The following is a 14243-nucleotide window of genomic DNA, read 5'->3' as shown; positions in this document are numbered from 1 at the left end:
CGCGGCGCCGGCTGCCGGCGTCTGTCGGCGCACCCCGCGTGCGTGCCGCGGCGCTCACCACGAGCCGCGTCGATCATCGGCGCACCCCGCAGCGATGGGCTCGGGGGCGCACGCGCTCATACTCGCTCGCGCGTCAACGGGGACGCGCTGGCGAGATGCCGAGCCCCCTCACCACCGTCTGATCGACACACCGCCACCTGCGGGAGTCGGTCTCAGATCCCGCCGTCGATCGAGCGGCTGTACACCTCGGGCTCCTCGGGGACCATCACGGGAGTGTCCCGGTTGAGGCTCCGGCCCGAGAAGAACGGCTTGGCGCGGGGGAAGAGGAACCACACGACCATCAGGACCACGCCGACCAGCAGCGCGCCGATCCCGACGACGAAGGTGCCGCCGATCCCCAGCAGCTCCGTGCTGCCGTAGTCGACGGCCCACATGTCGATCGCCGACTGCACGAAGGCGTAGGTGAGCATCAGGGCCCCGAGGAGCGGCAGCACCAGCCGGTAGACGACGTTGCGCGCCGAGGTGAACAGCTCCCGGCGGAAGTACCAGACGCAGGCGTACCCCGTGATGGCGTAGTAGAACGCGATCGCAAGCCCCAGGGACAGGATCGAGTCCTGCAGGATGTTGTCGCTCAGCATCGTCATCGCGACGTAGTAGAGCGAAGCGACGACGCCCATGACGAGCGTCGAGAACGACGGCGTCTTGTAGCGCGGGTGGACGTCTTTGAACCGCGCGGGGAGCGCGCGGTAGACGCCCATCGCGAGCGTGCCGCGCGCGGTCGGCAGGATCGTCGTCTGGGTGGAGGAGACCGCCGAGATCAGCACCGCGACCACGAGGAGCCAGCCGAACGGGCCGAGGAGTCCGTCCTTGATGGCGATGAAGATGTCTTCAGCGTTGTCCTCGTTGCCCAGGCCCACGCCCGACTCGCCGAGCCCCGCGTACATCATCGCCGCGATCGTGACCGAGACATAGGTGACCAGCAGCAGCACGCACGTGAGGAGGGCGGCCAGGCCCGGGATGCGTTTGGGGTCCTTCGTCTCTTCGTTCAGCGCCAGGCAGGTGTCCCAGCCCCAGTAGATGAACAGCGCGAGCAGGATCGCCTCGGTGAACCCGCCCCAATCGGTGAAGGCGAGCGGGTTCATCCACTCCCAGTCGAACGGCGTCGGGTTCGGCGCCGTCCCGGTGAAGAACTGCGTGAGCGCGGCGATGACGAAGATGCCCAGAGCGACATACTGCACGCCGAGGAGGATGTTCTGGATGCGCTCGCCGATCTCCACGCCCCGCCAGCTGATGTAGGTCATCGCGGCGATGAAGGCGACGGCGACCAGGATGATGCGCCAGTCGTTGTTCTCGAAGCTGAGGCCGAACAGGTCCCAGAAGTAGATCGAGGCGATCTGGGCCAGGTTGGCGAGCACGACCATGCCGGCCACGGCAACGCCCCAGCCGCCCATCCACCCCACCCACGGGCCGAACGCCTTTGTTCCCCACGTGAAGGTCGTGCCGCAGTCGGGCACCGCGTTGTTGAGCTCGCGGTAGGCGAAGGCGATGAACAGCATCGGCACGAAGGCGATGACGAACGCGATCGGCGCCTGGGCTCCGACCGCCACGACGACCCAGCCGAGCGTGGCGACGAGGGAATACACCGGTGCGGTGGATGCCAGCCCGATCACGGTCGAGCCCCATAGTCCCAGCGTTCCGGCGGCGAGCCCCTTGCCGTCGCTGCGTTCCAGTCGGATCGGTGTCGTCGAGCCGAAGTCGCTCATGTCGTCCCCCTCCGGCGCGTCGAGCCGCACCGCCCCTGGGCCGTCCGACGACGAGACCCCGACCCGGGCGTCTCCTCCCCCGTGACGGCATCGTCCTGCGGGATCGCAGTTTCTGAGGGGAGACACTATTGCATGCGTGCGCCGGTGTCACGGTCGCCCCCGGATGCCGGTGGACCGTGACCAAAAGCAGGCTCAGCTGGGCCCCACCACCGCCGACAGGGCTCGGCGCCCATCGCAGCCTGCTTTTGGCCCGCGTACCGGACGGCCCCCGGCGCCGGACGACCCGGGGCGGACGATCCACGACGCGGCGGAGGCCCGAGGTTCGTCAGGTGCCGGTCGCGATCGCCCGAGCGATGGCGGCGTCGCGATCTCGGGCGAGCCTGGCCACGACCTCGGCGGTGAACGGAGAGCCGGGACTCCCGACGTGACCCCCGACGTCGGCGACGGTCATCGCCAGCGCCCACGCGCGGGAGAGGTCAGGCCGCGGGTCGTCGCCGAACGTGGCGGCATGACCGTCACGAAGACCCCGCATCAGCTCGTCGACCGGGTCGGGGCCCGGCGACGCGGCCGGCAGGACCCCCGCGACGCGGGCTGCATGGATGATCGCCTGACTGCGCGCGACATCGAGGAACGGCGGACCGGACCGCGCGTTCGCCCAGTCGATGACGCCCGTGACCTCGCCATCGGCGAGGACGTTGAGCGGGTGGAAGTCCAGGTGAAGGAGCCGGTCAGGGTCGGGCAGGCGGCGCAGGAGCGCGACCAGGGGCGCGAGCGCGTCGCCGCCGAGCGTGAGCCAGCCCTCATCGGTCAGCGCGCTCGGCGCGACCCCGCCGTGGAGGCGGGCCAGCTGCTCCCCCATCGACCGTCCGAGCCGGGCAGCGTCGGCCGGGCGACGTCGTATCGCGTCGAGCACGGTATGCCCCGGAACGAGGTCGATGAGCAGCACGGGGCATCCGCCGACCTCGAACTCGGCCTGAACCGACGGAACCCGGACCCCTTCCTCCCTCGCGGCAGCCATCGCGAGGCGTTCCCGCTCGGCCGGGCCTGCAGCACCCTCGGCGAATGCTCGGGCGACGCAGGCCCGGCCGTCCGACAGCACCACCCGCCACAATGCGGCGGCACCCAGCCCGCCCGAGAGCGGCCACACGTCGACGGCGATCCCGCCGCCCGCCGCCCGGATGGCCTCCCGCAGCGCCTCGTCGGTGAGCACGCGTCAGCGCGGTCCGGGACGGACGGTGATGTCGGTGAGGGCGGCATCGGGCGCCGCATCCAAGGCGACCAGGACCGCCGCGACGACCGACTCGACGTCGATGAAGCGCGACGGATCGTAGGCGGCGCCCTCTTGACGGTGCACCTCTTCCTGCATGGGCGTCGCGGTGCGGCCGGGGTAGATGCTCGACACGCGGACACCGTGCGGCGCTTCCTCGCCGCGCAGACCGTCGGCGAGCGCCTTGAGCCCGTGCTTGCTGGCGGCGTAGGCGGTCCACTGCGGGTGGGTGCTGAGGCCGGCACCGGAGTTGATGAACACGATCTGACCGCGGCGGGCACGCACCCGCGGCAGCAGCACGCGCGTGAGCTCGGCGGCGGCCACGAGGTTCACGGTGAGTTGCCGTGTCCACGCTCCCACGTCGAGATCGGCGACCGCACCGAGCTCGACGATGCCCGCCGCGTGGACCACGGAGTCCACCTCGGCGGGGAGGTCGGCGTCCGCGACCGCGGCGGCGATCGACTCCGGTGCCGCGAGGTCGGCCACGACCGTCATACTCCCGGGGTGGTCGGTCTCCAGCTCGGCGGCGCGCGCGGCGCTGCGAGCCACGAGCACGAGCCGGTCTCCGCGGCCGGCGAGGCGACGCGCGAGCGCTGCCCCGATTCCGGAGCTCGCACCGGTGAGGACGTGTGTGCGTGTCATCCCTCCATTCTCCGCGAGCGAGCCGCGATGACCGCACGAACTGTTCGCCCGAAGCCCCCGCCCGCGCACTTCGTGCGGTTCGCGGCGCACCTCTTCGGCCGAGCCACGCCGCGCGAGTAGGTTCGAGACGACGGCCCAGGAGGACGCGATGCCGCAGACGCAGCGAACCGAAGCAGAGCTCCAGCAGATGGCGAAGGACCACCTGTGGATGCACTTCTCACGACAGTCGACCATGGAGCGCGGCGTTCCGGTGATCGTCCGCGGCGAAGGGCACCACATCTGGGACGCGGCGGGCAAGAAGTACATCGACGGGCTGTCCGGCCTCTTCGTCGTCAACGCGGGCCACGGCCGAAGGGTGCTCGCCGAGACGGCGGCGCGTCAGGCCGAGCAGCTCGCCTTCTTCCCCATCTGGTCGTACGCGCACCCCGCAGCGATCGAGCTGGCCGACCGGCTGGCCGACCTCGCTCCGGGCGACCTCAACCACGTCTTCTTCTCGACCGGGGGCGGCGAGGCCGTCGAGACGGCGTTCAAGCTCGCCAAGCAGTACTGGAAGCTCCAGGGGAAGCCCCTGAAGCACAAGGTGATCTCGCGGTTCATCGCCTACCACGGAACACCCCACGGCGCCCTGGCGATCACGGGCCTGCCGGGGATGAAGGCGATGTTCGAGCCGGTGACGCCGGGCGGTTTCCGCGTACCCAACACCAACTTCTACCGCGCCGCGGAGCAGGGCTTCACGGGGCAGACCGCCGAGGAGTTCGGCATCTGGGCCGCCGACCGGATCGAGGAGATGATCCAGTTCGAGGGCCCCGAGACCGTCGCCGCCGTCTTCCTCGAACCGGTGCAGAACTCCGGCGGCTGCTTCCCGCCTCCCCCGGGCTACTTCCAGCGTGTCCGCGAGATCTGCGACCGCTACGACGTGCTCCTGGTCTCCGACGAGGTGATCTGCGCCTTCGGCCGCATCGGGGAGTACTTCGCGTGCGACGCCTACGGCTACCAGCCCGACATGATCACTTTTGCCAAGGCCGTCACGAGCGGCTACGTGCCGATGGGCGGCACCCTCGTCAGCGACCGGATCTACGAGCCCTTCGCCACGGGAGACACCTCCTTCCCCCACGGCTACACGTTCGCGGGACACCCCGTCGCCTCCGCCGTCGCGCTGGCCAACCTCGACATCTACGAGGAGGAGGGTCTGTTGCAGAACGTCCGCGACAACTCCCCGCTCTTCCGGTCTACGCTCGAGAAGCTCACCGACCTTCCGATCGTCGGGGACGTCCGCGGCGACGGGTACTTCTTCGGGATCGAGCTGGTCAAGGACAAGGCGACCAAGGAGACGTTCGACGACGAGGAGTCGGAGCGCCTCCTCCGCGGCTTCCTCTCGACGGCGCTCTACGACGCGGGGCTGTACTGCCGCGCCGACGACCGCGGCGATCCCGTCATCCAGCTCGCCCCTCCGCTGACGATCGGACCGAGTGAGTTCGCGGAGATCGAGCAGATCCTCCGGAGCGTGCTGACCGAGGCCGGCAACCGGCTCTGACGTCGAGCCCCGCTCGGGCAGCACCGACTCGCGCACTCGGCGCGTCGCGTCAGGCGAACCACCCGGTGGGCGGGTAGACCAGCATGGCCACCACGAGCCCGGTCGCGCCGATCAGCACGAGCGCGATCTTGGCGGTGCTGTTCGGCTTCGCGATCGCGAGGGAGACCACCGCCACCGCCATCGCGAGCAGGGCGAGCGAGACGACGAGGATCGCCGCCAGCAACGCACCGCCGTGGGCGAGGGCCCCCGGCGTCGAGGCCACCCAGATCCATGCGGCCGCCGCAGCGACCGGTGTCGCGCTGGCCAGCACGATCGCCACGATTCCGAGGCGGTGCCCCGTCGCCGATATCGGGGCTCGCCGAGTGACGAGCGGTTCAGCGGGGGACATGTCTCGACGGTAACAATCAGGCTCCGCGCCCGGCAGTCGGCACTTCGGGGGACAAGGGGACGGTCTGGCCGTGGGCCGACAGCAGATCGCGCATGTCGTTCTCGGAAAGTCGCTCCCCGCACCCCCGAACGACCTGCCCGAGCTCGAGCTCCACGCCGGCGGGGGCGCAGTACCGCACCCGGTACCCCGGCTCCGGACCGTCGTCGAGGCGATCCCACCGCAGCGCCACCCATCCGTGGGGCGTCTGGAGCCCGCCCTGCGCCCACGCGAGCGCGGCGCTCGGACGCGGGTCCAGACGCACCCGTGCGTACCCGGGCGCGCCCGGGGCGATCCCGAGCAGCGTGCGATGCATCCAGTCGACCACGGCGCCGAGCGCGTAGTGGTTGAAGCTCGTCATCTCCCCCGGATTGAGAGAGCCGTCCGCACGCAGGGAGTCCCAGCGCTCCCACACGGTCGTGGCTCCCCGCTCCACGGGTCCGAGCCAGGAGGGCTCCGCGGTGTTGAGGAGAAGGGCATACGCATCCTCCAGCGCCCCCACGTGCGTGAGGGCGTCGCACAGATACGACGCTCCGGCGAACCCCGCGATGATGCGATGGCGCGCGGCACGCACGAGCTCCACGAGCCGAGCGCCCGCGGCAGCCTCCCCCGCTCCCGTCACGATCCCGCTGACGATCGCCAGGGCGTAGACGGCGGGGGCATCGGAGTGGATCGCGCCGTCCGGCATCACGTAGGCGGACGCGAAGGCCTGGCGGACACGATCCGCGGTGCTTCGCCAGTGCTGCGCGTCGGCGTGATGGCCGAGCGCCTCGGCCGCATCCGCCGTGAGGACGAGGCTGCGATGCAGCGCGGCCGTCGCGATGACGCCGGGATCGGCGATCGCCGCGGTGGGGTCGTCCGGAGGCGCAGTGGGGTCGAGCCAGTCGCCGAACTGGAAGTCCCCCTCCCACACACCGCGATCCGAGAGCCGTGCGAGCACGTGATCGAGATGAGCGCACATGCTCGCGTAGCTCTCTCGCAGCACCTCGAGGTCTCCGCCGGCCTCCCAGAGCGCCCACGGGACCCAGACGGCGGCATCGCTCCAGATCGCGGTCGACTCCGGTTGCTCGCCGTGCCGCACCGCCCAGCCTTTGAGCGGATCGGGAACGACGTAGGGAACGCGGCCGCTCGCCGCCGCCTGCTCGGCCCGCAGATCAGCAAGCCAGGCGCGGAGGAATCCGCCCATGTCGAACAGGTAGCACGCGCTCGGCGCGAACACGGCGATGTCGCCCGTCCACCCCAGCCGTTCGTCGCGTTGGGGGCAGTCGGTCGGAATGCCCACCGTGTTGCCGCGCAGGCTCCACACGACGTTCTCGTGGAACCGGGTGAGTGTCGGATGGGAGCAGGCGAAGGTTCCGGTGCGCGTGAGCGCGCTTCCCACCACGACCGCCTCGACCGTCCCCTCGGCCTCATCCCATCCGGCGATCCGGGCGAAGCGGAAGCCGTGGAAGGTGAGCGTCGGTTCGAAATCGTCGTCCCCTCCGCTGAGGACGAAGACGTCCTCAGCCCGCGCCGACCGCAGCGGACCCCGCGCGAGCACGCCGTCGATGAGGACTTCGGCGTGGCGCACCGTGAGACGGTGCCCCGCCTCCCCCCGCGCACGCACCCGCAGCCAGCCGACGAGGTTCTGACCGAAGTCGAACAGCCACGCACCGTCCGAGTCGCGCCAGCACCGCACCGGCGGCACCGTCTCATGGCGCACGATCGGTGGTGCCGTCGTGGTGACCAACCGCGCGGGGTCGACGGCCTCCACGACGACGCGCCTCGCGGCCGACGGGCGGTGACGGGCGTCGATCACCTCCCCGTCGTACAGGTCGTCGGACCGCACAGCGGAGTCGGTCACCCGCCAGGTCGCGTCGGTGCCGGTCACCTCGGAGGTGCCGTCGGCGAAGGTCAGCTGCACTTCGGCGAGCGCGCGGCGGTGAGGACCGTAGACGGCCCTCGCACCCATCCATCCCAGGCGCCCCCGGAACCAGCCGTTCCCGACGAGGAGCGAGATCTCGTGCTCCGCGCCCACGCGCAGCCGATCGAGGAGGTCGATCGTGACCACCCGCAGTCGCCACTCGTAGGACGTCCATCCCGGGATGAGCACCTCGGGGGTGACGACCCGCCCATCGATCGCGGGTTCGACGACCCCCTCCGCAGTCAGGAGCAGGGTCGCTGCCGTGAGCGCCCCCCGATCATCCGGCACCCGGAACCGTCGGACGAAGCGGGGGGCGCTCTCTGACTCGCTCTCGGCGCGGATGAAGGAGGCGACCGTGAAGGGGCTCTCGGACATGGGTCTCCCTATGAGGCCGGGTGGGCGGCCGGGCCACCGCCCACCCGGGGTCATCGATATCGCGCGGGGTTCAGCCGATGGTGATCGTGCCGAGCTGAACGGCCCACGCGCTGACGGCCGCGAGCCGCACCTCCACCGCCCGCGTTCCGGAAGGAAGCGACGCGCTGGTGATCGTGCGAGCCGTCCATCCGTTGGTCGTCGGCGTCGCCGCCGACGCGCTCGTGGTCACCGGCGTGGCGTTTCCAGAGGCGTCGAGGGCGACGACCGTGATCGTCGTCGGCGGCTGCCCGAACAGGTACGACTGGATCGTCACGACGTCGCCGCCGCCCGCGTCCCACCGGACGAAGCCGGCCGCGTTGTTGGTGCGCTTGAAGCGGGCGGCGTCTCCCGCCATGTTGGACAGCGGTCCGCTGGTGTCGACGACCATGTTCGCCGAGTGGGCCGTGCTGATGTCCCACGCACTGGCGGGGTCGACGAGGTCGGGCGCCGACGCGGGCGGAGCCGCTTCGTGGAAACCGCGCGACGGCGACGCCGAGGTGTGCAGCGGCGCCCCGAAGAAGTCGCGCAGGCCGTTGGGGCTCTGGAGCACGCCGCTGGAGATCGCGGGCGATCCCGCCGTCAGCCGGTAGGAGTCCGCGACGGCGAATCCATCCCCCGTGGCACCCGGGCTGACAAAGCCCGGGGCGCTGGTGATCTTGCCGGCGTCTGCGGGTTCGCTCGCGGGGTGCTGACCCCAGAACAGATTCGACGAGAAGGACGCGTTGGTGCCGAGGCCCGGGTAGGTGTAGCCGCCGGTCCCCTCGTTGGAGACGATGTTGTTCTCGAAGAACCACGCCCCGGGAGTGGAAGACGCGCACGCTCCCGCGTCGCCATCGCAGTAGAGCACGTTGGCGGGCGACCCTTCCGGCACCACGAACGTGTTGTTGTAGATCCGGACGGGAGCGGGGACCCCCCAGGAGAACGTCACGATGCCCTTCTCGCCGCTCCACGCGTCGTTGACCGAGAGGTTGTACCGAACGACCACGTCGGAGGAGTAGCCGCCCATCAGCAGGATGAAACCGCCCTCGTTGTCGTGCGAGTAGTTGTACTGCACGCGGGTGTTGGTGCTGCCGAGGTCGACGTCGAATCCCTGGCCGTCCGTCCCGTGCAACTGCGTGTCGGAGACCTCGTTGTACTGGACGAGGGTGTTCATCGCGCGCGTCGGCCACAGTCCCGCACTGGCCGACATCGTCGAGCCCTCGATCGTGCGCTGACCGGCACCGCGCACGACGTTGTACTCGAGCACGGCGCCGTCGGTGCCGAAGGCGAGGATGCCGTCGCTGTCGGGGTCGATGACGGTGTTGCCGCGGATGCGGACGTTCGTCGACAGCGCCGACTGCACGACGGAGGTCATGGACGTCGTGAAGTAGCTGGCATCCCACACCGTGATACCGGTACGACCCACGTCCTGCACGTGGTTGTCCTCGATCAGCACCCCGTCGAAGTTGGCGCCGAGAGCCGTCGTGTCCACCACGATGCCACCGTTGACGTGGGCGTCGATCCCCACGCAGTGGAAGCACCCGTTGACGTCCGAGACGCGGTTGGAGCGGATCGTGATGCCGCGCACCGTGCTGTTGCCCGTCGTGTTGCGCACCTGGATGCCCGACCGCGGCGTGCCGTCGGTCGTGAGCGTGCCGAAGTTGTCGGCGCCGGAGTCGCTGACGATGTCGAGGTTCTCGATCGTCCAATAGCTCTGGTTCACCAGCTGCACGGCGCCACCGGTCGCCACGGTGGCGCCGTCGATGCGTGGGGAGGCCCCGACACCGTAGGCCGAGATGGTGATGGGCGCCGACGCGGATCCGGACCCCTTCGGCGCGAGCTGACCGGCCCACGACCCGCCGCGTGCGAGCAGCAGGCTGTCGCCGGGGGCGAAGGTGTGGGCGCTGGCGGCGGCGAGGGTCTTCCACGCCGTGGCGGGCGACGTCCCGGCGGCGGCATCGTTGCCGGAGGTCGCGTCGAGATAGTAGATCGTGGGTGCTGCCGAGGCCGCGGGGGCGGCGGCCAGCCCTGCCCCCGCCAACGCGAGCGCGGCGAGGAGTGCTCCTGCCGCGCGGGCGCGTCGAGGGCGCGACGATGGTACTGCGGTCATTGCGGTTCCTTTCGGGGTGTCCGCCCGCACCATTGCGGACGGTGTCGACCTCAGTCCTTCAGCCCCGCGGAGAACCCGGCACCGGCCAGGAGCGGTCGCTGGAAGATGAGGAAGAGCACGATGGGCACGATCGAGGCGACCACCAGCACGGCGAAGAAGGTGGCGAGGTCGGTCGTCCGCTCGATGATCGGCAGCGCCACCGAGATCGGTCGCAGCGCCGGGTCGGTGAGCACGAGGGAGGGCCAGAGGTAGTCCTTCCACGCTCCGATCGCCGCCAGCAGGGCGACCACTCCGAGGATCGGGCGGGTGAGCGGCAGCACGATGCTCCAGAGGATCCGTACGGGGCCAGCCCCGTCGATCTCCGCGGCCTCGATCAGCTCGCGGGGAAGCCCTCGCAAGTATCCGGTGACCAGCAGCACGCTGAACGCGCTCGCGGCCGCCGGAAGCCACACCGCCCAGAACGTGTTCTGGAGCGAGACCCCGGTGCCGAACAGATCGAGCACGGTGAGATAGAGCGGCACGAGCGAGACCACGCCGGGGAGGAAGACCGTCGCGAGCACGGCCGCCGAGAACAGCGGCGCCCATCGCGGCCGGAGGATGGCGATGACGTAGCCGGCCGACAGCGCCACCGCGACGGTGGCCAGCGCCGAACCGGCTGCCACGAGTCCGGTGTTCAGGAGAAGTCGGCCTGTGTCCACGCCGCGGAAGGCGTTGACGTAGTTCTGCCACTCGCCGATGCGGAGGAAGACCCCCATCGGGTCGCGGAGGACGTCTTGGGTGGTGCCGAGCGACGCGGCCACGAGCCAGAGCAGCGGCCCGAGACCGGCCACGGCGACGCCGACCAGCACGAGCGCGTGGACGATGCGGACGAGGGTGCCGCGCACCGGATGGCGAAGGTCGGCGGGGGTGAAGATCCCGGCATCGCTCATGATTGCCACCTCCGGGTCGCACGCAGATAGAGGAAGGAGAGGAAGGCGAGGACGAGCGCGAGCAGCACTCCGAGCGCGGTGGCCGCGCCGTAGTCCGCTGAGCCTCCGAAGGCGTAGCGGTACATGAGCAGGAGAATCGTCAGCGTCGCGTTCTGCGGTCCGCCGGAGGTCATCAGGAAGGGCTCCGTGAACACCTGCGTGGCTCCGATGAGCTGGAGGAGCATCATGATGAGGATCACGGTCCGGATCTGGGGAAGAGTGACGTGCCACACCCGCTTCCAGATTCCGGCGCCGTCGAGGATGGCCGCCTCGTAGAGGTCGGGGCGAACCGCCGTGAGGGCGGCGAGGTACACCAGGACGCTGGTCCCGGCGGCCGCCCACGTGGCCTGGAGCACGATGGCGGGCATCGCCAGCGAGCCCGAGTTGAGCCAGGGCAGAGGACCGATGCCGAGCGGAGCGAGCAATGTGTTGAACAGGCCGGTCGCGGCCGGGTCGTACGCGAACTTCCACAGCAGGATCGCGACGACCGGCGGCACGATGACGGGGAAGTACGCCAACGCCGCGTAGAGGCCGCGCCGACGGGTCCGTACGGTCGAGATCACGACCGCGAGGGCCAGCGGCAGGGGGAACCCGAAGAGCACGGCGAGTCCCACGAACAGGAGCGTGTTGCCGATCGCGGTGAGCAGGAGCGGGTCGCTCAGGACATACACGAAGTTGTCGAGCCCGACCCACTCGGCGGGACCGAGGAAGTTCGTCTTCTGCACGCTCATGACGGCACCGCGCAGGATGGGCCACCACGAGAACGCGGCGAAGACGAGGATCGCGGGGAGGGCGATCATCAGCGCCGCGAGACTGCCGCGACGGCGACGACGCGATCGGGGGACGGACATGTTCTCCTCGGTTCGGGGATGGATGGGGTGGGATCGGCATGGCGGGCAGGCCGATCCCACCCTGTTGCTCAGCGGCTGAGCAACGTCTCGACGGAATCGCTCGCCGTGTTCAGCAGTCCGACGATGTCGGCCTTCTCGTCCGTGATGACGGCCTGGACGACCGGGTCGAGGGCGGCATAGATGTCCTGACCCCGGGACGGCGGCTCCGACACGACGCTCTGCTCGGAGACCCGGTCGAGGTACGGAGCGAAGTTCGCCAGCGGAACCGTGTTGATGTCCGAGACCCACTCCAGGTACTCCTGGTAGCGCTCGGCCGTGACGACCGGGAGCCCGGGGATCGCGACAGCGGAGCCCTGCGACGCCAGCGCCTCGGCGTAGGCGCGAGCGGCCTCCTTGTTCTCGTAGCGCCCGAGCTGCGCGAACGCGATCCACTCGACGGCCGCTTTCGCTTCGGCGGGCGTGGCTTTGGGGCTCACGATGTCGATGTTGCCGCCCGAGAGGGTCACGGGCGCCTCGCCCGCCGTCAGGGTCGGCATGGCCGCGAAGCCGAAGTCCTTCGCGGGGAAGCCGAGGAGTTCGGTGAGGGGTTGGTACGCGTCGGACTGCAGGATGAACATCCCGGCCTGACCCGCCGCGAAGGCCTGGGCGAGCTCGGTCGCCGACAGCAGGCCGTTGGGCGAGAGGCTGCCGTCCTTCCAGCGCATGTCGTGGAGGTACTGGAGAGCGTCGATCCCCTGCTGCGACGCGAAGGTCGGCGCGTCGCCCGCCTCGTTGACGATGGCGCCACCGCGCGCGATGATCTCGGTGCCCAGCACCCAGCCGCCCTGATTCTCGGTCGTGACCTGAGCGAACCCGGGCTGGCCCGTCTTCTCCGTGATGGTCTTGGCTGCCGCGCGCACCTCGTCCCACGTCGTCGGAGGGCTGTCCGGGTCGAGGCCGGCGGCCTCGAACACGGCCCGGTTGTAGACGAGCCCCATGGCGTATGCCGAGGTGGGGACGCCGTAGTAGTGGTCGTCCTTCGTGACGATCTCGACGATCTGCGGGTTGAGCAGGTCGATCACTCCGGTCTCGGTGACGGCATCGGTGATGTCGGCGACCTGCCCGCGCTCGATGAGTCCGCGGATCTCGGTGAAGGGCACGCCCGTCACGGTCGGAAGGTCGCCCGCGGCCAGTCGCGCCGCGAACGTCTGCGCGTCCCACCCGTCTTCCGTGGTGGTGATCTTGTAGTCGGGGTGTGCCTTCTGGAACTCCTTGACCCGTGCGTCGAAGAGGTCGCGACGGGCCTCTTCCGTCGCGGCCGGACGGTTGCCGATGACCAGTGCCACCGGACCCGTCTCTTCGGGGGTGGACGCCTGACATCCGGTCAGGGCGGACAGCGCGAGGGCGCTGAGTGCTGCGAGGCTGACCGCGGTTCGGGTCCGGTCGTGTTTCCTCATCGAAACTCCTGTTCTCGTGTCGCATTGCCGACATTCGGTGCGTGATGTAGCTTGGGACACCGCTGGTGCCAAAGCGCTTTTGCACGATAGCCTCACTTCGGCCTCCGATGCAAGACCAGCCCTCCACGATCGCAGAAACCGAGGATCCACTCTTGCTCACGCGCACCCCTCTCGCCGCCGCCTGGCAGCTCCGCGCCACCGCCGGCCCCGTGCCCGCCAACGTCGGCGGTCGCGACTTCGACGCCCCCGTTCCCGGCGACGTGCACACCGCCCTCCGGGCCGCTGACGCCATCCCCGACCCGGTCGACGGCGACAACGAGCATCGCCTGTCCTGGATCGGGCACACCGACTGGCGCTACGCCACGACGGTTCCGGCGCTCGACCCGGCGCACGCCGCACACGAGCGCGTCGAGCTGGTCTTCCACGGCGTGGACACCATCGCGCGGGTCGAGGTCGACGGCGAGGTTCGGGGGCGCAGCCGCAACATGCATCGCACGTGGCGGGTGGGGCTCCCCGAGGCCCGCGAGGCCGATGTCGAGCTCGCGGTGCATCTGACGTCGCCGATCGCCGCCGCCCAGGCCGAGCGAGATCGCCTGGGCGCGCGTCCGAGCGCGTTCGATCCCCTTCCCCCGTACATCCGCAAGAAGGCCTGCGACTTCGGCTGGGACTGGGGCCCGGCTCTCCCCGGCGCGGGGATCTGGCGCCCCGTCGAGGTGGAAGCCTGGTCGACGGCTCGGCTCTCCGCCGTCCGCCCAGCCGTCCGCCTCATCGGCGACGACGGAGTGGTGGCGCTGGACATCGACATCGAGCGGACCGACGCCGGGATGTCCGCGGCGCTGGAGATCGTCGCGAGCGTCGAGGGCGCCTCGGTGGTGATCCCGGTGCCACGGGGCGCGGACCGCGTGCGCGGCGAGCTGGTGGTGCCCGCGCCGCGCCGCTGGTGGCCGGCGGG

At 70.3% G+C, this 14243-nt stretch carries 12 protein-coding genes; 3 read left to right on the top strand and 9 right to left on the bottom strand.

Features of this window, described 5'->3' with window-relative positions; all coding sequences use genetic code 11:
* A partial coding sequence (locus QM591_RS13195) for a hypothetical protein (RefSeq protein WP_415132854.1) occupies positions 1-182 on the top strand: 182 nt, incomplete at its 5' end.
* Between the two features lie 30 nt (positions 183-212).
* Here QM591_RS13195 and QM591_RS13190 read toward each other — a convergent pair.
* From QM591_RS13190 to QM591_RS13180, 3 genes are all read right to left on the bottom strand, one after another.
* Complete coding sequence (locus tag QM591_RS13190) at positions 213-1763, bottom strand: APC family permease (protein WP_415132853.1); 1551 nt, start codon at positions 1761-1763, stop codon at positions 213-215.
* 325 nt (positions 1764-2088) lie between these two features.
* Positions 2089-2973: a phosphotransferase family protein gene (locus tag QM591_RS13185; protein ID WP_415132852.1), complete on the bottom strand. Its 885-nt coding sequence runs from the start codon at positions 2971-2973 to the stop codon at positions 2089-2091.
* 3 nt (positions 2974-2976) lie between these two features.
* Positions 2977-3672, bottom strand: a complete 696-nt coding sequence (locus tag QM591_RS13180; protein ID WP_415132851.1) for an SDR family oxidoreductase — start codon at positions 3670-3672, stop codon at positions 2977-2979.
* 148 nt (positions 3673-3820) lie between these two features.
* Between QM591_RS13180 and QM591_RS13175 the strand changes: the two genes are divergently transcribed.
* Complete coding sequence (locus QM591_RS13175; protein WP_415132850.1) at positions 3821-5206, top strand: aspartate aminotransferase family protein; 1386 nt, start codon at positions 3821-3823, stop codon at positions 5204-5206.
* Positions 5207-5255: 49 nt separating this feature from the next.
* Here QM591_RS13175 and QM591_RS13170 read toward each other — a convergent pair whose 3' ends face one another.
* The 6 genes from QM591_RS13170 to QM591_RS13145 form a co-directional block, all read right to left on the bottom strand.
* Positions 5256-5594 (bottom strand): hypothetical protein, encoded by a 339-nt coding sequence (locus tag QM591_RS13170; protein ID WP_415132849.1) that lies wholly within the window; start codon positions 5592-5594, stop codon positions 5256-5258.
* A gap of 16 nt (positions 5595-5610) precedes the next feature.
* Positions 5611-7908 (bottom strand): family 78 glycoside hydrolase catalytic domain, encoded by a 2298-nt coding sequence (locus QM591_RS13165; protein ID WP_415132848.1) that lies wholly within the window; start codon positions 7906-7908, stop codon positions 5611-5613.
* Between the two features lie 70 nt (positions 7909-7978).
* Complete coding sequence (locus tag QM591_RS13160) at positions 7979-10036, bottom strand: right-handed parallel beta-helix repeat-containing protein (RefSeq protein WP_415132847.1); 2058 nt, start codon at positions 10034-10036, stop codon at positions 7979-7981.
* 50 nt (positions 10037-10086) lie between these two features.
* Positions 10087-10965 carry a carbohydrate ABC transporter permease gene (locus QM591_RS13155; RefSeq protein WP_415132846.1) on the bottom strand — a complete coding sequence of 293 codons (879 nt, stop codon included), beginning with the start codon at positions 10963-10965 and terminating at the stop codon, positions 10087-10089.
* On the bottom strand, positions 10962-11855 hold the full coding sequence (locus tag QM591_RS13150; RefSeq protein ID WP_415132845.1) for a carbohydrate ABC transporter permease: 894 nt from the start codon (positions 11853-11855) through the stop codon (positions 10962-10964). The genes QM591_RS13155 and QM591_RS13150 overlap by 4 nt, the downstream gene beginning before the upstream one ends.
* Positions 11856-11923: 68 nt before the next feature.
* A complete protein-coding gene (locus QM591_RS13145; RefSeq protein ID WP_415132844.1) occupies positions 11924-13291 on the bottom strand; it encodes an extracellular solute-binding protein in 1368 nt (455 codons plus the stop codon).
* A gap of 152 nt (positions 13292-13443) precedes the next feature.
* On the opposite strand from QM591_RS13145, the gene QM591_RS13140 reads away from it, so the two are divergent.
* Positions 13444-14243, top strand: an 800-nt coding sequence (locus QM591_RS13140) for a glycosyl hydrolase 2 galactose-binding domain-containing protein (protein WP_415132843.1), incomplete at its 3' end; no start/stop codon positions are given.

The organism is Microbacterium sp. (assembly GCF_047607225.1).
In the GTDB taxonomy this organism is placed as follows: Bacteria; Actinomycetota; Actinomycetes; order Actinomycetales; family Microbacteriaceae; genus Microbacterium.
Note: the sequence above shows the minus strand (reverse complement) of the source record. Positions and strands in the feature narration are given on the sequence as shown.

Coding starts and splice junctions, on each gene's coding strand:
- QM591_RS13155 (WP_415132846.1), bottom strand. CDS start 10,965: ATGAGCGATGCCGGGATCTTCACCCCCGCCGACCTTCGCCATCCGGTG.
- QM591_RS13160 (WP_415132847.1), bottom strand. CDS start 10,036: ATGACCGCAGTACCATCGTCGCGCCCTCGACGCGCCCGCGCGGCAGGA.
- QM591_RS13190 (WP_415132853.1), bottom strand. CDS start 1,763: ATGAGCGACTTCGGCTCGACGACACCGATCCGACTGGAACGCAGCGAC.
- QM591_RS13145 (WP_415132844.1), bottom strand. CDS start 13,291: ATGAGGAAACACGACCGGACCCGAACCGCGGTCAGCCTCGCAGCACTC.
- QM591_RS13150 (WP_415132845.1), bottom strand. CDS start 11,855: ATGTCCGTCCCCCGATCGCGTCGTCGCCGTCGCGGCAGTCTCGCGGCG.
- QM591_RS13170 (WP_415132849.1), bottom strand. CDS start 5,594: ATGTCCCCCGCTGAACCGCTCGTCACTCGGCGAGCCCCGATATCGGCG.
- QM591_RS13165 (WP_415132848.1), bottom strand. CDS start 7,908: ATGTCCGAGAGCCCCTTCACGGTCGCCTCCTTCATCCGCGCCGAGAGC.
- QM591_RS13175 (WP_415132850.1), top strand. CDS start 3,821: ATGCCGCAGACGCAGCGAACCGAAGCAGAGCTCCAGCAGATGGCGAAG.
- QM591_RS13180 (WP_415132851.1), bottom strand. CDS start 3,672: ATGACACGCACACACGTCCTCACCGGTGCGAGCTCCGGAATCGGGGCA.